This is a genomic window from Arenicella xantha, from assembly GCF_003315245.1.
In the GTDB taxonomy this organism is placed as follows: domain Bacteria; phylum Pseudomonadota; class Gammaproteobacteria; order Arenicellales; family Arenicellaceae; genus Arenicella; species Arenicella xantha.
In genome coordinates this window covers 1246304-1267197 of sequence record NZ_QNRT01000002.1, presented here as the reverse complement: position 1 = coordinate 1267197, position 20894 = coordinate 1246304, and the positions used below count along the sequence as shown (strand labels likewise).

General features: G+C 48.7%; 21 protein-coding genes. 16 read left to right on the top strand and 5 right to left on the bottom strand.

The features are described from left to right. The first annotated feature begins 2 nt into the window (after positions 1 to 2). The gene (locus DFR28_RS20060) at positions 3 to 161 is read left to right on the top strand and encodes a DUF2256 domain-containing protein (protein WP_113954416.1); all 159 of its coding nucleotides are present in this window, start codon (positions 3 to 5) and stop codon (positions 159 to 161) included. Beyond that, positions 161 to 1708: a cryptochrome/photolyase family protein gene (locus DFR28_RS11310; RefSeq protein WP_113954415.1), complete on the top strand. Its 1548-nt coding sequence runs from the start codon at positions 161 to 163 to the stop codon at positions 1706 to 1708. The genes DFR28_RS20060 and DFR28_RS11310 overlap by 1 nt, the downstream gene beginning before the upstream one ends. Positions 1709 to 1756: 48 nt before the next feature. Here DFR28_RS11310 and DFR28_RS11305 read toward each other — a convergent pair whose 3' ends face one another. Together DFR28_RS11305 and DFR28_RS11300 are read right to left on the bottom strand one after the other, a co-directional pair. Then, complete coding sequence (locus DFR28_RS11305) at positions 1757 to 2737, bottom strand: zinc transporter ZntB (RefSeq protein ID WP_113954414.1); 981 nt, start codon at positions 2735 to 2737, stop codon at positions 1757 to 1759. A 5-nt stretch (positions 2738 to 2742) separates the two neighbouring features. Next, positions 2743 to 3645, bottom strand: a complete 903-nt coding sequence (locus DFR28_RS11300; protein ID WP_113954413.1) for a mechanosensitive ion channel family protein — start codon at positions 3643 to 3645, stop codon at positions 2743 to 2745. A gap of 171 nt (positions 3646 to 3816) precedes the next feature. On the opposite strand from DFR28_RS11300, the gene DFR28_RS11295 reads away from it, so the two are divergent. From DFR28_RS11295 to DFR28_RS11255, 10 genes are all read left to right on the top strand, one after another. Continuing rightward, positions 3817 to 4215, top strand: a complete 399-nt coding sequence (locus DFR28_RS11295; RefSeq protein ID WP_113954412.1) for a DUF2177 family protein — start codon at positions 3817 to 3819, stop codon at positions 4213 to 4215. A gap of 123 nt (positions 4216 to 4338) precedes the next feature. Beyond that, entirely contained in the window at positions 4339 to 6699 is a 2361-nt protein-coding gene (locus DFR28_RS11290; protein WP_113954411.1) for an enoyl-CoA hydratase-related protein, read from the top strand. A 2-nt stretch (positions 6700 to 6701) separates the two neighbouring features. Continuing rightward, positions 6702 to 8402 (top strand): AMP-binding protein, encoded by a 1701-nt coding sequence (locus DFR28_RS11285; protein ID WP_113954410.1) that lies wholly within the window; start codon positions 6702 to 6704, stop codon positions 8400 to 8402. 461 nt (positions 8403 to 8863) lie between these two features. Next, a complete protein-coding gene (locus tag DFR28_RS19710) occupies positions 8864 to 9028 on the top strand; it encodes a hypothetical protein (RefSeq protein ID WP_170132069.1) in 165 nt (54 codons plus the stop codon). Positions 9029 to 9178: 150 nt separating this feature from the next. Beyond that, on the top strand, positions 9179 to 10135 hold the full coding sequence (locus tag DFR28_RS11280; protein WP_113954409.1) for a sodium-dependent bicarbonate transport family permease: 957 nt from the start codon (positions 9179 to 9181) through the stop codon (positions 10133 to 10135). Then, positions 10135 to 10440 carry a P-II family nitrogen regulator gene (locus DFR28_RS11275; RefSeq protein ID WP_113954408.1) on the top strand — a complete coding sequence of 102 codons (306 nt, stop codon included), beginning with the start codon at positions 10135 to 10137 and terminating at the stop codon, positions 10438 to 10440. Before DFR28_RS11280 ends, DFR28_RS11275 begins: the two co-directional genes overlap by 1 nt. 230 nt (positions 10441 to 10670) lie before the next feature. Then, positions 10671 to 10991, top strand: a complete 321-nt coding sequence (locus DFR28_RS11270; RefSeq protein ID WP_147251004.1) for a high-potential iron-sulfur protein — start codon at positions 10671 to 10673, stop codon at positions 10989 to 10991. Positions 10992 to 11021: 30 nt separating this feature from the next. Continuing rightward, positions 11022 to 11183, top strand: a complete 162-nt coding sequence (locus DFR28_RS11265) for a DUF6435 family protein (RefSeq protein WP_113954406.1) — start codon at positions 11022 to 11024, stop codon at positions 11181 to 11183. Between the two features lie 178 nt (positions 11184 to 11361). Next, the gene (nhaR, locus tag DFR28_RS11260) at positions 11362 to 12273 is read left to right on the top strand and encodes a transcriptional activator NhaR (protein ID WP_113954405.1); all 912 of its coding nucleotides are present in this window, start codon (positions 11362 to 11364) and stop codon (positions 12271 to 12273) included. A gap of 21 nt (positions 12274 to 12294) precedes the next feature. Next, positions 12295 to 13473, top strand: a complete 1179-nt coding sequence (locus tag DFR28_RS11255; RefSeq protein WP_113954404.1) for an FAD-dependent oxidoreductase — start codon at positions 12295 to 12297, stop codon at positions 13471 to 13473. 16 nt (positions 13474 to 13489) lie between these two features. Here the strand turns inward: DFR28_RS11255 and DFR28_RS11250 are convergent, their stop codons facing one another. After that, positions 13490 to 14707, bottom strand: a complete 1218-nt coding sequence (locus DFR28_RS11250; protein WP_113954403.1) for an NAD(P)/FAD-dependent oxidoreductase — start codon at positions 14705 to 14707, stop codon at positions 13490 to 13492. A gap of 228 nt (positions 14708 to 14935) precedes the next feature. On the opposite strand from DFR28_RS11250, the gene DFR28_RS11245 reads away from it, so the two are divergent. From DFR28_RS11245 to DFR28_RS11235, 3 genes are read left to right on the top strand one after another with little or no spacing between them, the layout of a single operon-like run. Next, positions 14936 to 16105 (top strand): thiolase family protein, encoded by a 1170-nt coding sequence (locus DFR28_RS11245; RefSeq protein ID WP_113954402.1) that lies wholly within the window; start codon positions 14936 to 14938, stop codon positions 16103 to 16105. Between the two features lie 9 nt (positions 16106 to 16114). Further along, positions 16115 to 17257, top strand: coding sequence for an acyl-CoA dehydrogenase family protein (locus DFR28_RS11240; protein ID WP_113954401.1), 1143 nt, complete (start codon positions 16115 to 16117; stop codon positions 17255 to 17257). A 10-nt stretch (positions 17258 to 17267) separates the two neighbouring features. Then, positions 17268 to 18038 (top strand): SDR family NAD(P)-dependent oxidoreductase, encoded by a 771-nt coding sequence (locus DFR28_RS11235; RefSeq protein ID WP_113954400.1) that lies wholly within the window; start codon positions 17268 to 17270, stop codon positions 18036 to 18038. Here DFR28_RS11235 and kynU read toward each other — a convergent pair. After that, on the bottom strand, positions 18035 to 19273 hold the full coding sequence (gene kynU / locus DFR28_RS11230) for a kynureninase (RefSeq protein ID WP_211316960.1): 1239 nt from the start codon (positions 19271 to 19273) through the stop codon (positions 18035 to 18037). The genes DFR28_RS11235 and kynU overlap by 4 nt on opposite strands. Next, a complete protein-coding gene (locus DFR28_RS11225) occupies positions 19270 to 20175 on the bottom strand; it encodes an alpha/beta fold hydrolase (RefSeq protein WP_113954399.1) in 906 nt (301 codons plus the stop codon). The genes kynU and DFR28_RS11225 overlap by 4 nt, the downstream gene beginning before the upstream one ends. Positions 20176 to 20271: 96 nt before the next feature. Between DFR28_RS11225 and DFR28_RS11220 the strand changes: the two genes are divergently transcribed. After that, positions 20272 to 20715 carry an acyl-CoA thioesterase gene (locus DFR28_RS11220; protein ID WP_113954398.1) on the top strand — a complete coding sequence of 148 codons (444 nt, stop codon included), beginning with the start codon at positions 20272 to 20274 and terminating at the stop codon, positions 20713 to 20715. Positions 20716 to 20894: the final 179 nt, after the last annotated feature.

The following is a 20894-nucleotide window of genomic DNA, read 5'->3' as shown; positions in this document are numbered from 1 at the left end:
GAATGCCTCATAAAAAACTACATTTAGCGACTAAAGACTGCCGAGTTTGTGGTCGAGCTTTCGCTTGGCGAAAAAAGTGGGAACGAGACTGGAATAAGGTTTTGTATTGTTCCCAACGTTGCCGTAAAGCCAGTAAACAAACGTTTGAACAGAGCACCTAATGACGACAAAAACATTACGCTTGATTTTAGGCGATCAGCTTAACGCCTCTCATAGCTGGTATCGCGAGGTCGATGACTCGGTGATCTACGTGTTGGCTGAGTTACATCAGGAACAGCAGTATGTGAAGCATCATGTGCAGAAGATTGTGGCATTTTTTCTATCGATGCAGCGGTTTGCGGAAGCATTGCGACAAGCTGGACACCAAGTGCTTCTGTTAGACCTCGATGACACTGCCGAGTTTGTAGATTTGCCAGCTTTGCTGGCTGAGTTGTGTAAGCGTCATCACATCGATTGTCTAGAGTACCAACGCCCAGATGAGTACCGCTTAGTCGAGCAGATGCGTTCCCTAGACGTGCCAGTAGCGAGCATTAACGAAGTCGATACTGAGCATTTCTATTTACCATTTGATGAAATTGACGACTATTTTTCAGCCGACACCGCCGTCAGAATGGAAACCTTCTATCGCAAAATGCGGGCCCGCTTCGATGTGCTCATGGACGATGCCGAGCCACTTGGAGGACAGTGGAATTTCGATGCAGATAATCGCAATAAACTCAAGCAATCCGACTTAGCTGACATCCCTGCGGCGTTGTTGTTCGAATCGAATATTCAGCCAATACTGAGTCGGCTGGAAAGACATAACATCGAGTATTTTGGGGTTATTGATAATGGTTTGAGTTGGCCGACTAGCCGCCAAGAAGCTCGGCAGTTGTTGGCATTTTTCTGTGCGCACTGCTTGCCAAAATTTGGCCGCTTCCAAGATGCCATGACAGCTAAGAGTGATTCAGCGTGGAGCTTGTATCACTCGCGTCTGTCATTTGCGCTGAATGCCAAAATCATTGACCCTAAGACGGTAATTACTAAAGCCATTGAGGCGCATCGGGCACGACCTGATGAAATCGACCTTGCTCAAATAGAAGGCTTTGTGCGGCAGATTCTTGGCTGGAGAGAATTTGTGCGAGGTATTTATTGGGTAAACATGCCGACGTATTCTGAGCGTAATGCTCTCGAAGCCTCCAATGCGTTACCCGCGTACTTTTGGAATGGTGAAACCAAGATGCGCTGTATGCAATTCTCGTTAGGGCAATCACTGGAGCATGCGTATGCGCATCATATTCAACGACTAATGGTGATTGGCAATTTCTGTCTGCTTACTGGTATGCATCCTGATGCTGTGGATGCCTGGTATTTAGGTGTTTATATAGATGCGATTGAATGGGTTGAAATGCCAAATACACGCGGCATGTGTCAGTTTTCTGATGGTGGTTTAGTCGCGAGTAAGCCCTATGCAGCGAGCGGCTCCTATATTAATCGAATGAGCGATTACTGTGGTGATTGCCATTATGCTGTGAAAAAGAAAGTTGGCGAAGATGCCTGCCCATTTAACAGCTTATACTGGCATTTTATGCATCGTCATCGTGACCGCTTTGGCAATAATCCGCGTATTGGAATGGTGTATCGAAATCTAGACAAAATGGACGAGGCCTTGCGAGCCGAGACGCTTGAAAGGGCCGAAGTGTTAATGGCCGACCTAGACAGTCTTTAACGCAAGTGCACTTTATTCGCGCAGGCTAGATTTGTCGCTCGCTGGAAGTTAAATCCACTTCTTCCATTTAAACAATACAATTAGCCCCAGTGTTGCGCCGACCATAACCATGGTTGCGATCGAAAAACCACTTTGATTTTCGATGCCGGGTAAGCCACCAACATTCATGCCCAATAGGCCGGTGACAAAGGTTAAAGGCAGAAAGATAGCCGCGATGACTGAGAGCACATACATGCGCGTATTCTGTTGTTGTGCCAGCTGGCTTAAAAACGCTTCTTGTAATACCACCGCGCGTTCGCGAGCCAAGTCCAAGTCTTCCAGATAGCGTGATATACGATCTGATTCCTCGCGTAAACGCTGGCGATCTCGGTTGGTTAAGATGTCAGTCTCTGCATAATTCAGCCGATCGAGCGCATCGCGCTGCGGGGCCAAGAAACGTCGTACCGATGCTATTTGACGTCTAAGCGAGCCTAACGTACCCCTTAATTCATTTGGGTGAATCGATTCAAGTTGATCCTCAGTGTCGCCGAGTTCGTCTTCTATTTGGTTGACAAAGTCGCCAATGCGATCAGCTAATCGTTCAATTAGATCAGTAAGAAATTCACCGGAAGTGCGAGGTCCTTCTTGGTTTTTTAATGCGGTGGCTAAATCTGTGATCGGCAGTAATGTTCGATTACGAGTTGTGATTATTCGATTTTTTTCGATCCAAATTCGGACTGACACCATGTCTTCAGGATTGTGGCCAGGGTTGGTGTTTACACCACGCAAGACTACCACTAAGCCTTCTTTCGCATTAAACGATCTGGGTCTGGTTTCGGTAGCGATTAGAGCTTCGGAAACCAATGGTTCGAGTTTTGCTTGATGCTTGAGCCAATGACTCGACTCCGGTTGTTGCAGGTCTAAGTGGTGCCAAACTGTGTTGGCAGGATCGGCAAGATCGTCATCGCTGAGTTTCACGAATGCGCGAGCTGAACGATCCGTCGAAAAAATATACTGGTAAACAAATCCTGCTGGTAAATCGGTCTTCATTCGGTTCACTTTAGGTCTGAACTTGTCGATGAATTGCTTGTTGAGCTATCCATTGTTACTTTGAGTGGCGAGTCGGTATACAAATGTATATCGCGCTGCGGAAAGGCGATTACGATGTTATTTTCTGTGAATAAACGACTCATCCGATAGCGTATCTCACTGCGTACTTGGCGCAGAGGTTTTGGGCCAAGTACATCGCACCACATTAAGGCCTCAAAAATCAGCGCGTTGTCGCCAAAGTCTTCAAACACGATCTCCGGTTTGGGCAGCTGTTGAACTTCTGGTTGGGCGACCACGGCCTCTCGAAACAGGCGCGACACTTGATCGGGGTCTGAACCGTAGGCAACGCCGACTCGAACGGTGGTTCGAATAAACTGATCCACCAAGGTCCAATTGGTCACGGTATTCTCAAGCAATTTGCTATTTGGAACCAGCAAATGCACGCCGTCTACTCGGTGCACGCGAGTAGACCGAGTGCCGACCAATTCGACCACGCCTAAGGCGCCTTCTACTTCGATGAAATCGCCGGCACGGATCGGACGTTCAGCAATCAAAATCCAGCCGCTGATAAAGTTGTTAATAATGTTCTGCGCACCAAACCCAACACCGATTGCGATAGCGCCGGTGGCAAATGCAAACGCCGTGATCGGTATCCCTAATAGGCTTAGCACGGTGATGCCTATCAACGCCAATATGGCATAAAACGACACGCGCTTAATGACGTTAATCGCATCGCTGCGTAGCGTTGTCTTAGCCAGTCTTCGGGCTAATAAAAACTCGACCACACGACTTAATATGTACCCGACAAAGAGCAACGCTATGATTAGCAACACATCGCCCACGGTGATATGTGTGCCACTGGCTGTGTCTATTAAGCTGTAATTCCAAAAATGCGTTAGCGTTTCCATCAGTTTTGATCGCCTTTCAAGGTGTTGGGAATTGATTGCCCGTTAAGCAGTATAAGTATAGCTGCACGCTAGAACAAAGGGTTTCAACGCGCAAAAGTGTTTAGATTTAGCGACGCTCGCGCTTGTGATGTCGTGCACAAGGCCATCACAAGCGCAGGGTAATGTTTGGCGATGAAAATTTTGTTTGCTTATGTTGGATTCTTAGTCAGCTTTCTGGCGATCGACTCGGTGTGGATTAGTCTGGTTGTCATTCCGCTCTACACTCAAGAGGTCGGGCACTTAATGGCAAGCGAGAGTAATGCCATTGCGGCGGTATTGTTCTATCTAATCTATGCCGCTGGCGCACTGTTTATTTGCCGAGAGGCGATGCAAGAAAATTCAATGTCTGGGACTTTCTTGAATGGTGCGGTTGCCGGTGGCTTGGCGTATGGAACCTATGCGTTTACCAACTTTGCGGTGCTTGACGGTTGGAGCTGGATACTAGTCGTGAGCGATGTGGCGTGGGGCTTGGTGATTACCGGAACCGCGTGTTGTGTAGGTTTGTTAGCGAGTCGTATGGTCGCAAAGTAGTCTTGTTAATCTCGATTATTGTCTGCGTCGGGTTTGGTCGAACGCTGGCTTGATGTAGACTCATTCTAATTAAAATAAAGGCTGATGACTCGATTCGTTAGCCGACGCAATGGAGGGTAGTAGATGGCGCACAGCATCGATTCAACACCTATTTTGATTGGTGTTGGCCAAGTTACCGAGTCCGTCCCCGAAGATTTTCATAACGCCTCGTCAAATGTTGATCTCGCTGCGCAAGCAGCACGCCTAGCGCTGCAGGACGCTGGCGGTGATAGTTTAGCTTCGAACATCGATGTGATTGTTATGGCGCGGACGTTTCCAGACTCATCGCCTGCTTACCGAGCGCCATTTGGTGGCTCCAACAATCCACCTCGGTCCGTCGCGAAACGCCTCGATTGTGATCCCGCTGAGGCCATCTACAGTAAAATAGGTGGTCATACGCCGCAGGCTTTGGTTAACGAATTTAGTCAACGACTCCACGCCGGCTCGGCTAACATGGTGTTGTTGTGTGGTGCGGAAGTTCAGGCGAATTCGCGAGTGGCTCAGAAGTTTGGTGCTACCTTAAACTGGTCCGAAAAGGTAGAGGGTAGCCTCGATGATCGTGGCCTGAGCACGGACAATCTTTTTACCCAACAGGAGTTTGCGCACCAAGTCGTGTTACCCATGCAATTTTACGCGTTGATGGAGAATGCGCGGTGCGCTGAAAGCGGCGTCGGGCACGCAGAGTACCGTCAAACAATGGGAGATTTGTTCGCGCGTATTGCCAGCGTTGCGGCGGATAATCCGTTGGCCGTGGATCAGTCCGGGTATAGCAGCAGCGAATTAATCACACCGTCAGATAACAACCCGATGGTTATTTGGCCGTATACCAAGCGGTTGATTTCCAAAGACACCGTCAACCAAGCAGCGGCTTTATTAATGACAACGGTAGGCGCGGCGCGTAAGTTAGGTATAGATCAAAATAAATGGGTCTACTTGCATGGTTATGCTGATGTTAACGATCGGTTTTTGCTTGAGCGTGAACGCTTGGGGTTTTCTCATGCACTGGAACAATGTTTGCATGGCGCGCTGAACTCAGCGGGTAAAAGTGTTGATGACATTCAACATTTAGATCTGTATAGCTGTTTTCCGGTGGTGGTGGCTGATGCTGTGCAGGCAATTGGGCTTGATTTGGATGACCCGCGCCGTTTAACACAAACTGGAGGCTTGCCGTATTTTGGTGGTCCAGGTAATAACTACTCTATGCACGGGATTGCGGAGACTGTTAATACACTTCGCGATGATCGCGCCAGTTATGGTTTGGTATTGGCGAACGGCGGTTGGATGTCAAAGATATCGGTTGGCATTTACTCTACCAAACCGGCCAAGAATTGGCAGCCGCATGACAGTATTGACTATCAGCGGGCTGCAGACGCCGCGCCCCGCTTATCAATTCAAAACCAACCAAGTGGCGAAGCAACGATCGACTCTTATACTTTCTTCTATCATCAAGGGCATCCGGTTAAGCCTCTTATTATCGGTCGATTAAACAGCACGGGCGAGCGATTCTATGCGCAACCTTATGACGCTGACACGCACGCAATTGAGCAGTTAATGCAAGATTCACCGATCGGCAAAACCGTGTTTGTGCAACATGCAGCGACTGGTAATCGTTTTGCCTTTGATGCCGATACCCTCGCGAAACTGACAGCTCCGCGGCTTACTGGTTGGCGCGACAATTACCTGTTTTGTGATGTCGCACGCGACCACAATGTACTAACGGTGACACTAAATCGACCTGAATTAGGCAACGCATTACATCCGCCGGCAAATCTAGAGTTGGATGAAATTTTCAACACTTTCGATGACGACGATTCACTGCATGTGGCGATTTTAATTGGTTCAGGCGCGGCGCATTTTTGTGCTGGCAATGACCTAAAGTATATGGCCAGTGGCAAGCCTATGTTTCTACCAAGGTCCGGTTTCGGAGGGCTTACTAGTCGTACGCATCGCAGTAAGCCAATTATCGCCGCCCTTAACGGTGATGCGATGGGGGGCGGACTTGAAATTGCCTTGGCCTGTGATTTGGTAGTGGCCGCAGAGCACGCGAAGCTTGCTTTGCCTGAAGTCAACGTTGGCTTATTTGCCGGTGCAGGGGGCATTCAACGTTTAACTCGTCAAATTGGGCGTAAACCGGCGATGGAGATGTTGTTAACAGGGCGACCAGTGAACGCAAATCGAGCTTTGTCGCTCGGTTTGGTGAATGATGTGGTGCCGTTAGAGGAGTTATCAGCACGCGCTCAAGAACTTGCTTCGCAAATAGCTCAAGCCTCTCCGCATGCGATTAAATGCACAATGCGGGTTGAGCAGAAGACTGCAGAGTATGCCAGTGAGTCTGCGGCGGTAACAGCAGAGCACGGAGTATTTGACGAGTTGATAAACGGTAATGACTTCTGGGAAGGGCCGCGTGCCTTCGCTGAAAAACGCAAACCAAATTGGAGGAAATAATAATGCCGCAGCCGTCTTTCACGTCCGAGCAAAAATCACAGTTGGTGTCTGTTATCGAGCGCTTCTACCATTGGGAGGAGACAACGCCAGAGCGCGTTTTCTTACGTCAACCGGTAGGCGATAAATGGCAGACCTTGAGCTTTGCTGAGGCCGGTCAACAGGCGCGCCAGATGTGCGCTTACCTTCAATCTCTTGGCTTGCAACCCGGTGATCATATTGGCTTGTTATCAAAAAATTGCTCGCATTGGATTTTGGCTGATCTGGCTATTCTTATGGGGGGCTTCGTTTCGGTGCCGTACTACCCGAGTTTGCCTAAGGCGGCACTAGCTGAGGTCGTTAAGCTGAGTGATATTAAGGCATTGTTTATTGGCAAGTTAGATGAATTCGGTGATCGTGCTGAAGCGATTGATGCTAGCGTACAGGTGATTCGTTTTCCTCAATACTCCGGTGGTGCTGAGGTGTCGATTGGTGTGCCATGGGATCAAGCGATTGAAAGCCATGGGCCGATTATTGGTAAGCCTGTGCCTGAACTCGATTCGTTATGGACCATAAAGTTCACGTCGGGTACCACCGGTACACCGAAAGGTGTGATGCACTCGCATCGTATGCCAGCCATGGCCATGGCAGCCGAACGCGAAACTAACTGGATTGGCGTGTTTAATTTACCAACGCTTAAGTTTTTATCGTATTTGCCGCTGAATCATGTCGGTGAGCGAATGGGAGTCGAGGTGCCAGCGATCTATTGCGGAGGTACGCTTTCGTTCACCGAAAACATTGATACTTTTATGGACAATATTCGGCAAACTCAGCCTAATCTATTCTTTGGAGTCCCACGCATATGGACAAAATTTTATCTCGGGATTGTTGGTCAGATGTCGGTTCGGACACTCAATGTATTACTGACTCTGCCGGTTATTTCCAACATACTTAAGAAGAAAATCCGTACCGCAATTGGCATGCGGGATGTTCAAATAGCCGCCACCGGCGCGGCCATAACACCAGCTTTTATTAAACGGTTTTTTGCCAAGCTCGATATTCATTTGGTTGAGGCTTATGGTATGACTGAGGTCGGTGGATCGATTTGTAACAGCCCTGATCCAAAGGCGCCGCTGGACTCGGTTGGGCAAGTGATTCCGCACGGTAAAGTTAAAATCGATCCCGCTACGCAAGAAGTGCTGATGCAGACACCGTACATGATGCTTGGGTATTACAATGACCAAGCTAAAACAGATCAGGTGTTGGTCGATGGTTGGATTCACAGCGGTGATCGCGGTAGTTGTGATGAGTTTGGCTTTGTGCGAATTACCGGGCGAGTCTCAGATGCCTTCAAAACCGCAAAGGGTAGTTATGTGACCCCCAACCCGCTCGAGGAAGCGTTAAGTGCTAACGAGTTTGTGGAGCAGGTGTGTGTGGCTGGCCTAGGAATGCCGCAACCAATTGCGTTGATTAATCTATCGGAGCATGCGCAAAATCAGCCTGCGTCGGAGGTGGAGGCGTCGATTCGAGAAACCAAGAATCGGTTAAATGAGTCGCGGGCAAAGTTTGAGCAGATTTCGACTTGTATTCTGCTGAATGAAACTTGGTCTGAACACAATGGCTTATTAACCCCTACGCTCAAGTTGAGGCGGGCAGAAATTGACAATCAGTATGCAGATCGTTATTCGGCATGGCATGAAGCTTCAGCCGACGTGATTTGGGAGTAATTAGGTGAGAAAGTTGTTGTGCGAGTTATTTACAGTGTCGTGCGATTTCGCGACAAGTGGGTTCGGTTTTTTTGACAGCTAACGAACCCACTGCCATGTTGGCAAACATTTAATGACCGACGAATTCTATATACGCGATTAGTCCTAAGAGTGCCAAGGTTACGATTACCATGATTTCCATTTTAATTTCCTCAAAAGTGTTGTTACTGGCGAGGAATATATCTTTGAAAACGTCAACTCAATGTCAAATAATGTTTAGGTATTGTCGATAGAAGCATAATTCATATCAGGTTGTGACTTATGATTTTCGCATTGGTTCAATGTTCGTTAGCAATTGAAAATCGTATTTGTAAGTCGAATTAATATCAGATTTTATCTGATAATTTTTAATCTATCATCGAATGTTATATTTCAATCGTTGAACTATTCTGGTGTCCTAACCAAACCATTAGGCGGCTAGAATGCATATTTATGTCGAGTCATACGATTTTCCTTTAACCGTCACACTTGAACGCGTTATTAAGCAGCAGATCGCTCGGTTCTGTGTGCGTCTCAAGGATTTATACGGTCCCAAGGGCGGCCACGATAAACAGTGTACAGTGGCGGTGCAGATGCGTGGTGGTTAGTAAGCGTGATAGCGACGCTTATGTCAGTGTAAAGAGTGCGATCGACCGTGCGGGCCGAGTGGTGCTGCGTAGGCTTGGTCGGCAACGAAGGCGATCTTTTCAGGTTAATAGATATGATGGACTTCAGGCGAGAATGATGAGGGCATTGTTATGAGTTCAGTTGATCCAATTATTTGGTTCTTCATGTTTGGTATCTTCGCCGGTGTGGTTAAGTCAGAGCTAAGATTGCCTGGCCCCATCTACGAGTTTGTGTCGATGCTGCTGTTGCTGACTATCGGTTTAAAAGGAGGTATCGAGTTAGCTCAGCGACCATTTTTTACACTATTACCTGAGATAAGCGCGGTGTTAGCGGCTGGCTTTGCATTGCCGCTTCTGGCGTTTCCGATATTGATGTATTTGGGGCGTTTTTCTCGAGTCGATTCAGCATCGATCGCTGCGCATTACGGCTCGGTGAGCGTGGGTACCTTCGCGGTTGCCGTCGCGTACATGCATTCGCAAAATATATTTTACGAAGAGTATATGGCGCTATTTGTGGTGATCTTGGAAGTGCCAGCAATTTTAGTTGGCATCTTGCTGGCGCGCGGCGTGACGACCGGTTCCGTTAAGTGGTCCGCAGTAATGCATGAAGTATTGCTTGGTAAAGGGGTAATGTTATTGCTGGGCGGGTTAGCCATTGGTTGGCTGAGCGGACCGCAAGGTGTTGAAACGATCAGCCCATTATTTTTTGGCTTGTTTAAGGGCATCTTGGCGCTCTTTCTGCTTGAAATGGGGCTGATTACGGCCACACAGCTTGGCAGCCTACGGCGCTATGGCTTATTTTTAGTGGGCTTTGGAATTATCATGCCGCTATGTTTTGCGGTTATCGGCGCGGCACTCGGTGCATGGTTAGGCTTGTCGGTTGGCGGTACTAGCATATTGGCCACGCTATTTGCCAGCGCCTCGTATATTGCGGTGCCAGCGGCGATGCGTGTTTCGGTTCCCGAAGCAAACCCGACGCTGTCATTGACCGCATCCCTCGGAATTACCTTCCCGTTTAATATTTTACTTGGTATTCCTCTGTATCACGCTTTATCGACTAAGCTCTTTGCAATTCTTGGAGGTTCTTAATGACAAGCCGTATCAAACTGGTCACAGTATTTACTGAGGCTGCTATTGAGTCTAGTCTAGTTCATGAGTTGGACGGCATCGGTGTGCCGGGTTATACGATCACCAATGCTCGTGGCAAAGGGAGTGGCGGTGTGCGATCTGGCGCATGGGAGGCCAACGCAAATATTCGGGTTGAAATTTTGTGTGCTGAGGCACTTGCTGAATTACTTATTTCACGGTTGCAAGAACGATACTACGAACATTATTCCATGGTGATGTATATGTCCGATGTTGATGTGTTGCGGCCAGAAAAATTTAGTAGTTAATGTCTAATTAGGGCTTAGACACCACATTTTATCTACCGTGCGTTTGCTAGTCTTGCGCGGTGAATAATTGTTATCGCGATAATTACTGGTTTGCTAAGCTTGCCCAGATCGGTGATTATTCGAATACATTAAAAAAATTACTGCAGACACAAGTCTTAGTTTTGGCGGTCAGTATTGTTATTTAGGCAATACCGATGCGCTTTTTACGTTTCTAATTATTGGAGAATATTGTGGCTAGAAATACCTTAAATCGCAGAGCATTTGTAAAAGTAGCAGCAGGCACATTGGCGGCTATTCCATTCATCTCCCGTGCTGAAGCCGCGCCGGAAAAACTATCTGAAGAAGATTCCATGGCGGTCGCTTTGGGATATAAAGCTGTTAGTACAGACGTCGATGCTGCTAAATACGCAAGCCACAAAGATGACCAATTATGTAAAGGTTGTGCGTTATGGCAAGGTGCTGATGCGGAGTGGGGCGGCTGCTCGATCTTTCCCGGTAAACTAGTTTCGGCTAACGGTTGGTGCGCAGCCTATGCGGCAAAACCGGCTTAACTAACGCCTATCAAGCGGCAGTGAATTAATATGTTTTCTTTGTTTAAAAAAGACCCAAAGGCTCGGCTTAAAAAGTCTTACGAAAAATTGTTGAGCGACGCACTTGTGGCGCAACGGAACGGTGATATAAGGCTGTATTCTGAGCTGACTGCTAAGGCCGAAGAGACTGCGCGCGAGATGGATGCGCTGTAATTAGCGCCATTGATAATTGAGAGTCTGTGACTCAAAGGGCAGCCTTGGTGCTGCCCTTTTTTATTGGTACTCGTAAGTTTGAGATATTGTGGAAACTTACTGGTCGATGAGCTTGAACTAGAGAGTCATATTCTTAGATAATTAGTCTATATTAAGATATTTCCGAATAATCGAGCTTATGAAGCAAGTCAATTTTAACCATCTTCAATACTTTTATGCGGTGGCCAAAGAGGGTAGTGTCACCGCGGCGGCGGCTCGATTAAATGTGACTCCGCAGACCGTAAGTGGTCAGTTAGCCACCTTTGAGGAATATATTGAGGCGCGCTTATTCGAGCGGCATGGCAAGCGTCTGGAGCTCAATGAGTTAGGTAAAACCACTATGCGCTATGCTGAAGATATCTTTAGCTTGGGCACTGAACTGTCACGGGCGCTGGCAACCAAGGAAGCGGGTCTTGCGGTGAGTTTCAATGTTGGAATTGTTGACGCGATACCGAAAGTCATGGCGTTCGACATGTTGGACGCGTGCTTTGATCTCGATCAATCATTCAAATTGGAGTGCCATGAAGGTGATCTGCGCTCGTTGCTGGCAGACCTTTCAGTTAATAAGCTAGATCTAATTATTTCAGATCAGCCGTTGCCAACTGGCGTGAGTATTCGTGCGCGAAGTCACTACCTCGGTGAGTCTGGCGTTACTTTTTTTGCGGCAACAGAATTGGCCGCCAAAATACGTGATGATTTTCCGCGTTCATTGCATTGTGCGCCATTCCTCATGCCTGGCGCACATTCGGCCCAGAAGCAAAACCTTTTGGCGTGGTTTGAGTCGATGCGGATCGCCCCAAATGTTGTGGCTGAGTTCGACGACAGCGCATTACTCAAGATATTTGGGCAAGTTGGGCGCGGTGTGTTTTGCGTAACGAGTAGCATCGAGAGCGATATTTTAGCTCGCTACGATGTCGAAGTGGTTGGGCGAGTCGACGCATTGTCAGACCGTTTCTACGGTATTGCGCCGGAACGTAAAATCAATCATCCGGGCATTGATGCGGTGCTCGGTGCGGCAAAATCGATGTTGCAGCAGGCGAGTCATGACTAGCACTATTGGCGGTAAACGCTTATGAAAATTTTGATTGCCGGTGGCGGTATCGGTGGGCTCACGGCGGCTTTGTGTCTGTCGCAGGCCGGTCATGATGTGACGGTTCTTGAACGCAATACGAGTTTTGCTGACGTCGGGGCGGGCATTCAATGCGGTGCAAATGCGATTAAAGTACTGGATTCTTTAGGTCTATTGCCTGATCTTGAATCTGTGGCGGTACAACCTGAGCGTGTTGAGTTTCGAGATGGCGTGTCCGGTGATGTATTGTATCGTACAGAATTTGGTCAGTTATATCAGGCTCGTTACGGAGCACCTTACTTACATATTCATCGCGCCGATTTGCATGACATTTTATTGGCGGCGCTTGTAAAGCGAGATAGTGGAATGGTGATGCGCGGAGCGTCGGTCGAGACCGTTGCTGAGGATGCTGCTGGCGTGACGGTTACTTTGCGGGATCAATCCACGGTCCGCGGGGATTGTTTAATCGGCGCTGATGGCATTCACTCGATCGTTAGGCAGAGCCTCTTCGGCGAGTCATCGCCTCGCTTTACTGGCAACGTGGCGTGGCGCGGCGTGGTGCCAGTAGAGCGTTTACCGCATGATTTTATGCCGACTCAAGCGATTAACTTTATGGGGGCGCGCAAACACATGGTTGTCTACTATGTGCGTTCCAAACAGTTACTAAATTTTGTCGGAGTGGTGGAGAGCGCTTCGTGGAATAACGAGTCCTGGACTGAAACGGCTCCCTGGCAGGAGCTGAAACGTGATTTTGCGGGATGGCATCCAATGGTGCAGCAAGTAGTTGAGGCAGTGGACCGTGACGCCTGTTTCAAATGGGCACTGCACGATCATGCACCGCTTACTAGCTGGAGTTCGGCGCGTATTTCCTTGTTAGGTGATGCAGCGCATGCAACCTTGCCATTCATGGCGTCCGGTGCAGCCATGGCAATAGAGGACGCGCGAGTCTTGCAGCGCGCACTAGATAAACATGATACGCCAATGCCGGGGCTGGCTATGTATCAGCGCAATCGTCTATCTAGAACAGCAAAAATCCAACGTGACTCAGCGCGTTTTGGCACACTCTACCATCTGGAACATAGATGGTTGCTCAAGCAGGCATTTAACGTGCTCAGTGTTGTTGGGCGCAAAAAAGAGCGCTTTCTTGCTGGCTATGATGCTAACGCTGTTGAACTAAAATAGTAATCCTTCCGCTATATCAATCACCTAATAGTGTCTTGATTGGGATAGTTGTGTCATGTAATGATGAGGCCGCAAGGGGCAAGCGGCTGGCAATCAATTTTTTGCCTATCATAAAGTCGACCGGAGAATTGATTGCGTCAACTGCAAGCAATTGTTGGTCTCGTAAATAGAATAACGCAAACTTGCGATCCGCCGGCTCACCTCGGATAACGGCTTCGTCAAAGCCTTGGCATAAACCGGCGGTTTGTAATTTCACGTCATATTGATCGGACCAAAACCAGGGCAGTTGGTCATAAATAATGTCCTTGCCACAAATTTTTGCGGCGGCAACTTTGGCTTGCTCGACGGCATTAGGCACTGACTCGAGTCTAATGTGTCGATTGTAGAAAGGGTTGTGGTGAAAGCTGCAGTCGCCGATCGCAAAAATGCGGTCATCGTTGGTTTGCGTGAATTCATTAACGACAATGCCGTTATCACATACCAAGCCAGCCTCGGCGGCTAATTCAGAATTTGGTATAACACCAATCCCGATAATGGCTAGATCGAATTCAATGGTGTCGCCGGAGGCGAGGTGAGCCAGCGAGATGCCATTATGGTGTTCAAAGCTGGTGACGGATGTTTGTAGTCTAAGGTCGACTCCTTCGGCTCGATGTAGGTTTTGATAAAATTCAGACACGGCTTCACTGGTTACTCGTTCCAATACACGATCCATTGCTTCGAGCACGGTAACGTCAGCGCCAAGCTTGATTGCAGAGGCAGCAACCTCAAGACCGATATAACCGGCACCAATAATCAACAGCTTAGACTTCGATGACACCTGCGCGCGGATTTGATCAACGTCGGCTTGGGTTCGTAATGTGTGCATATTCGGCGCATCAGTTCCGTCAAGTGGTAGCTGTCGTGCGCGTGTACCGGTGGCCAACACTAAGTAGTCATATGCTATTTGTGTGCCATCTTCGAGTTCGACCGATTGGGCTGACCGATCTATCTGGGCCACACGTTGGCCTAATCGTATTTCAACGTTGTGAGACTGATAAAACGATTCTGGACGTAGTAATAACTTGTTGGCATCTAACTCTCCACTGAAGTATGTTTTTGACAGCGGCGGTCGGTGATAGGGTAGGCTGGGTTCATCGCCAATTAAACAAATTTTGCCAGTCCATCCTTGTTTGCGCAGGCTAGCGATGGTTTCAGTGGCGGCGTGACTCGCACCGATGATGACGACTGATTGCATGTTTGATTCCGAGCTTGTAAGGAAGTGAAAAGACGATGTGTATTACTGAGTTCAATTCTATCAGAACTATTATAGAGCCGGCGTTGGATCGCGCTGAATCAGTAGGCGTAAACCTATTTAGCATTTCTTTACGTTTACGTAAACGTAAGCATTGTCTATAATTTTGCTTAATATGAAACACGCTTGAGCGTCTAATACGGTCAGGCCAGATCACCGCGAGAAATTGATATGCAGAAAGACGTTTTTATTTTAAGTGCGACTCGTACGCCATTAGGTGGGTTCCAAGGAGCCTTGTCATCGTGCAGTGCACCGCAGCTGGGGGCATCGGCTATCGCGTCCGCATTACAGGCCGCGCAGCTTTCTGGGGGGCAAATCGGAGAGGTGTTGATGGGTAATGTGATCAGTGCTGGCGTTGGCCAAGCACCGGCGCGTCAAGCCGCGTTATTGGCTGGACTGCCTATATCAACTCCGTGCACTACGGTTAGTAAGGTCTGTGGTTCAGGCATGAAAGCTGTGATGCTGGCGGCTGATGCGATTCAGTTGGGTCACTTTCCGATTGCGATTGCTGGTGGTATGGAGAGCATGAGTAATGCGCCATATTTGTTGCCGAACGCGCGCAGTGGGTTTCGACTTGGTCACCAAGTCACCAAGGATTCGATGTTCGTCGATGGCCTTGAAGATGCGGGTAGCGGTCGTCTAATGGGCGAGTTTGGTCAGCAAACTGCGGACCGTTTTGGTTTTAGTAGAGAGGACATGGATAGCTTTGCGATTGAGTCACTTCGTCGTGCGACGCAAGCCAGCGATGAAGGGTACTTTAAGAATGAGATATCGCCAGTAGCGGTTACCACTCGGGCTGGAACTGTGGACGTTGTTGAAGATGAGCAAGTACGCACGGCTAAACCTGAGAAGATTCCACATCTACGACCTGCCTTCTCAAAGGACGGGTCAATAACGGCGGCTAACTCTAGCTCAATCTCAGATGGTGCAGCCGCATTAGTGTTGGCCGGAGCCGATGCTGGTGGCGTTGCGCCGATTGCCCGCATTTGTGGTTATGCCAGCCATGCTCAAGCGCCTGAGGAGTTTACTATGGCGCCAGTCGGTGCTATGAATGCTCTATTAGCTCAGCTTGACTGGTCGGTCGACGATGTAGATTTATTCGAAATCAATGAAGCCTTTGCCGTCGTTACCTTATTGGCGATGCGAGATCTAGGTATAGACCATCAGCGTGTAAATGTTAACGGTGGCGCGTGCGCAATCGGACATCCGCTTGGTGCCTCTGGTGCGCGTATTATTGTTACCTTGATTCATGCGCTCAAACGAATCGGCAAGAAACGCGGTATTGCGTCGTTGTGTATAGGTGGCGGTGAAGCCACGGCGATCGCCGTTGAAATACTTTAGAGAGTTGATATGAATTTTTCGCTTACCGACGATCAGCAGCTCATACAAGAAACCGCGACTAATATAGCGCAATCAGTGCTAGCGCCTGTTGCGTCTACGGTTTCGAGTGATCGGCCGTTATTTTTGCAAAATCTCAAGTCCTTAGCAGAGCTTGGTTTTATGGGGCTAAACATTAATAGTCAATACGGCGGTAGCGAAGTCGGCGTTGTCGCGTTTAGTTTAGCCGTTACCGAGATTGCTAAGGCTTGTGCATCAACGGCGGTTACGGTGTCGGTCAATAATATGGTGGCCGAGGTCATTGAGTCAGTGGCGAGTGATGCGCAAAAAGAAAACTATATTCCTAAGTTGTGTGATGGCACTTACGCCGCCGCGGGATTCTGCTTAACCGAAGCTGGCGCCGGATCTGACCCTGCTGGCATGCGTACTTCGGCGACTCGCGATGGTGATGAATGGGTCCTCAATGGGTCAAAGTTGTACATCACCAGCGCGGAGTATGCGGGTCTGTTTGTCGTGTGGGCGGTCACTGATAAGCATGCTGCGCGTGGTCGCGGTATTTCGTGTTTCTTGGTCGAGGCTGATACGCCGGGTATTACTATCGGCAAGGCCGAGAAGAAGCTTGGTCAACATGCTTCAAGTACCAATGAAGTGACCTTTGCTGACTGTCGAATTCCCGCTGCGGCGCTGATGGGGCAAGAGAATCAAGGTTACAAAATTGCTGTCACAGAGCTGACTGGCGGACGTATTGGTATTGCGTCATTGGCCTTAGGCGTTGGTTTTGCGGCCATCGACTATGCAACAGATTTCATTAAGGAGCGTCAGCAGTTCGGTCAAGCAATCGCTGAATTCCAAGGTATTCAATGGATGGTGGCGGATGCATATACCGAGCTCGAAGCGGCCAAATTACTGACATTACAAGCGGCCTACTTTAAACAATCAGGCTTGCCGTATTCAAAGCAAGCGTCGATGGCAAAGTTATACGCCGCAGAGACAGCCAATCGCGTTTGCGCTACCGCAATGCAACTGCTGGGCGGCGCGGGTTATGTTGAAGATCATCCGGTGGAGCGCTATCTACGCGACGCGCGCATTACGACGATCTACGAAGGAACATCTCAGATTCAAAAAATAATCATCAGCAAACATCTTTTTGCGTAGTGGGGAAATCATGGATATAAACGGTAAATTAGTGTTAGTAACTGGTGGTGCATCAGGCTTGGGCGCGGCGTGTGTTGAGCACTTTTTGGATGCTGGTGCTAATGTAGCAGTATTGGATATGAACGCGCAGGGGAGTCATGATCATAAAGCGCAGACCGTAGGCGCTAAGATTGCCTATTTCGATGTGGATGTGACCAGTGCTGCGGCGGTGTCTGAGGCCATTTCGGCGGCATCTGAGTTGGGCGAAATTCGCGTATGTATTAACTGTGCGGGTATTGCTCCGGCTGGCAAAACCGTGGGGCGTGATGGTGCTTTGGATTTAGATAAATTTCGTCAGGTTATCGATGTGAATTTAATCGGCACCTTTAATGTGTTGCGCTTGGCGGCTGAGAAAATGGTCGAGTTGTCGCCAGTTGATGACGACGGCTTACGTGGTGTGATTATTAATACTGCGTCGGTGGCCGCCTATGAAGGGCAAGTGGGGCAGGCAGCGTATGCCGCTAGCAAAGGGGCGGTAGCGGCGATGACATTGCCAATAGCGAGAGACTTAGGCCCGCGTGGTATTCGGGTTAATACGATCGCTCCGGGTGTGTTTGGTACCCCTATGTTGGAGGGGTTGAACGAAGAATTTAAGAAGCCTCTAGAGCAAGCGGTTCAGTTTCCAAAACGACTAGGGCGACCGGCTGAATTTGCTAAATTGGCTGCGCAGATTGTTGATAATGATTATCTCAATGGAGAAGTTATTCGCTTAGATGGTGGTATTCGAATGGGGCCGCGCTAAGTCACTTTTTGCCGTGTTTGATATTTTTTGTCTAGATAGCGCTTAGTCTGCATGATTTCAGATAAAACCTGAACGGTTCGCCATATATCTTGGTACCGAGTATACAGTGGCGTTAGCCCAAATCGCACTAGGTTGGGGGCGCGGAAGTCGGCGACGATACCGCGGTCGATTAAGGCTTGAGTAATGGCATAGGCATACGGGTGGGCTAGAGCAATTTGGCTGCCACGTTGTGGTGCGTCTAGTGGCGTGCAAATGGTGAATTCATTTGTGCAGTCGGATTGGCTGAGTTGCTGGATAAAGACTTCGGCAAGCGCGATTGACTTGGCTCGTACATGTTGCATATCAACATCGGCAAAGACTGCTAAAGCAGCATTTAATGCGACCAGCGACAAAATGTTTGGTGTGCCGGCAAGAAACTGTTGTACGCCCTCGGCTGCTTGGTAGTCTGGGTCGAATTGGAATGGAGTCTGGTGGCCCATCCAGCCTTGCAGAGGTTGCTTGATTGCGCGTTGATGGCGTGCTGCTACATACAAAAAAGCCGGTGCACCGGGTCCGCCATTCAAATATTTATAACCACAGCCAACTGCGAAATCGACATTATGTTGGTCTAGAGACAAAGGCATAGCGCCGGCGCTATGTGCCAAATCCCAAACCACTAATACGCCTTTGTCGTGTGCCAATCGCGTTAGAGCTTGCATGTCATGGCGCTGCCCATCGCGGAAATTAACATGGGTAAGTAGTAAAACGGCAACCGACTCATCTATGGCGTCTACCAGTTGCTCGGTGGTCACACTTTTAAGCTGACAACGTTCGGCTCCTAGCAATGAGGTTAAGCCCTGAACCATGTAGAGGTCAGTTGGGAAGTTGTCTTGTTGTGACAATACTATCTGCCGTTCTGGGTTGAGTTGTAAGGCGCTAGAGATTAGCTTAAACAGGTTGATTGAAATCGAGTCGCAGCAGATGACTTGCCCCCGGGATGCACCGACAAGTGGGGCAATCTGCTCGCCCACTTGCGTGGCTAAGTCGATCCATCCATGTTTATTCCAACTACTGATTAGGTCTTGTCCCCATTGGTTTTGAACCGCATCGGCAACCGCCTCTTTAACGCCTTTGGGAAGTGGTCCCAATGAATTTCCATCTAGGTAAATAGTTTGCTCAGGCAAGCAAAACTCGTTACGTTTTGCGGCTAAAGGGTCGCTTGCATCAAGGGCTAAAATTTCTTCTGGACAGATCATCTAAGTGTGCTCGCCAACGTTTTTAGGAAGGTTTTGAACGCCATTGTTCCAGGGTGGATAAGGTCAAAATGCCCAGCTCCATCAACTACTATCTGTTGGTCCGGATAGTCGGCACTTTGGTTTAGCGGCACGATAGCGTCGTTGCTACCGTGAATAAGTTTGGTGATGGGATGCCATTTACGATTTGCTGGATTAGCGGCCCTATAGGCTTCGGCTCGTTGTTCTAAGTGCCCCCCCATAAAAGCTGGAGTGGCAGTCTGGCAGCTGTTTTCGCCAATTGAATAGTCTTCGATATTAACAATCGCAGCCAGACCGATCACCGCCGATAAATTCATGTTTGGCTCGCTGCCAGCTAATAGCGCAAGGTGACCGCCTGCTGAATGGCCGGTCAGTACAACGCGCGATAAATCGACTGGGAAACCTATTAGTTTGTTGCGCGCGGCTAGTGCGGCTTTGATGTCATCATAGCTGCCAGGCCAGCCGCCGCCAACATCACCAGTGCGACGATACTCAATTGAAAAAACGGCGTATCCAGCTTCGGTTAACGCGGTGCTGAATGCGTGTGTGTGTTGAATATCGAATTGATTTAGCCAGCAACCACCATGAATAAATACGACTAATGGCGCAGGTGGTGCGAGTTGTTGCTTGCTGCTCTGCTGGGGCAGCCAAAGCTCGGCAAACTGTAATGGGTCATCGCCGTAAGGAATGATCTCGCTAGGCTGACCAGTTTTGAGTTTGAGTACCGCGCTATATGGCACATTGCTCTCGGTGGGTAGGTAGCATGCCAAGGAAGTTTCTGTTGTCGCTAACGCAAATGGTTTGGTTTGAGACTCGGCGGCGAGTGCGTGGTGCTTGCCAATAGTTGCACTCAACAGAGCGATGATGATTGTTAATTTTCTCATAGCTGGGTATCTTAAACTATCTGAATGGTGGACGGTGTGACCAAGTTTAATCAATGCCTTGTTTCGCCAATAATATTCTGTTTAAGGTACAAAATCATGGCGATGCCATTTACTCATTATTTACGTGTTCGCTATGCAGAATGTGATGCGCAGCAGGTTGTATTTAACGCGAATTATGGTGCCTATGTTGATGTGGCGGCCACTGAGTTTATGAGATTGGTTTGGCCGGGCGGATATCAAACCTTACTGGATCTGGGGATGGACACTCAGGTCGTACAGCTCAATACTGGATGGAAGTCGTCAGCGAAATTTGATGATGTATTGGCAATTAGCGTACGCACTAAGTCCGTCGGAAACACCTCCTATACATTGACGCTTGAATTTCGCAATCACGAGACGCAGGCGGTGGTGGCGGAATCTGAGATCGTGTATGTGATGATCAGTGTGCAGAGCCTTAAAAGTGTCCCCATTCCCGATGATTTGCGGGCTAAGCTTGAAGTTGGTGCTCCAGATCAATTCACCAATCACGCCGGTATCTAGTCAAGGTTTAGGCGGTGTCGTGGTTTGTGTTCGGCCGGCATAAGATTGATGACGGCGGTAAGCCGCAATTGAATATTGTTGAAATTTTTCAGTCATAATCGGTGTGCCTATCCGGTCTCCTTACAGTGCGCTTTTGAATTACCAATCAATCGGTTAATGCGATTAGCTTTTGATATTTT

Coding starts and splice junctions, on each gene's coding strand:
- DFR28_RS20060 (WP_113954416.1), top strand. CDS start 3: ATGCCTCATAAAAAACTACATTTAGCGACTAAAGACTGCCGAGTTTGT.
- DFR28_RS11310 (WP_113954415.1), top strand. CDS start 161: ATGACGACAAAAACATTACGCTTGATTTTAGGCGATCAGCTTAACGCC.
- DFR28_RS11305 (WP_113954414.1), bottom strand. CDS start 2,737: ATGAAGACCGATTTACCAGCAGGATTTGTTTACCAGTATATTTTTTCG.
- DFR28_RS11300 (WP_113954413.1), bottom strand. CDS start 3,645: ATGGAAACGCTAACGCATTTTTGGAATTACAGCTTAATAGACACAGCC.
- DFR28_RS11295 (WP_113954412.1), top strand. CDS start 3,817: ATGAAAATTTTGTTTGCTTATGTTGGATTCTTAGTCAGCTTTCTGGCG.
- DFR28_RS11290 (WP_113954411.1), top strand. CDS start 4,339: ATGGCGCACAGCATCGATTCAACACCTATTTTGATTGGTGTTGGCCAA.
- DFR28_RS11285 (WP_113954410.1), top strand. CDS start 6,702: ATGCCGCAGCCGTCTTTCACGTCCGAGCAAAAATCACAGTTGGTGTCT.
- DFR28_RS19710 (WP_170132069.1), top strand. CDS start 8,864: ATGCATATTTATGTCGAGTCATACGATTTTCCTTTAACCGTCACACTT.
- DFR28_RS11280 (WP_113954409.1), top strand. CDS start 9,179: ATGAGTTCAGTTGATCCAATTATTTGGTTCTTCATGTTTGGTATCTTC.
- DFR28_RS11275 (WP_113954408.1), top strand. CDS start 10,135: ATGACAAGCCGTATCAAACTGGTCACAGTATTTACTGAGGCTGCTATT.
- DFR28_RS11265 (WP_113954406.1), top strand. CDS start 11,022: ATGTTTTCTTTGTTTAAAAAAGACCCAAAGGCTCGGCTTAAAAAGTCT.
- nhaR (WP_113954405.1), top strand. CDS start 11,362: ATGAAGCAAGTCAATTTTAACCATCTTCAATACTTTTATGCGGTGGCC.
- DFR28_RS11255 (WP_113954404.1), top strand. CDS start 12,295: ATGAAAATTTTGATTGCCGGTGGCGGTATCGGTGGGCTCACGGCGGCT.
- DFR28_RS11250 (WP_113954403.1), bottom strand. CDS start 14,707: ATGCAATCAGTCGTCATCATCGGTGCGAGTCACGCCGCCACTGAAACC.
- DFR28_RS11245 (WP_113954402.1), top strand. CDS start 14,936: ATGCAGAAAGACGTTTTTATTTTAAGTGCGACTCGTACGCCATTAGGT.
- DFR28_RS11240 (WP_113954401.1), top strand. CDS start 16,115: ATGAATTTTTCGCTTACCGACGATCAGCAGCTCATACAAGAAACCGCG.
- DFR28_RS11235 (WP_113954400.1), top strand. CDS start 17,268: ATGGATATAAACGGTAAATTAGTGTTAGTAACTGGTGGTGCATCAGGC.
- kynU (WP_211316960.1), bottom strand. CDS start 19,273: ATGATCTGTCCAGAAGAAATTTTAGCCCTTGATGCAAGCGACCCTTTA.
- DFR28_RS11225 (WP_113954399.1), bottom strand. CDS start 20,175: ATGAGAAAATTAACAATCATCATCGCTCTGTTGAGTGCAACTATTGGC.
- DFR28_RS11220 (WP_113954398.1), top strand. CDS start 20,272: ATGGCGATGCCATTTACTCATTATTTACGTGTTCGCTATGCAGAATGT.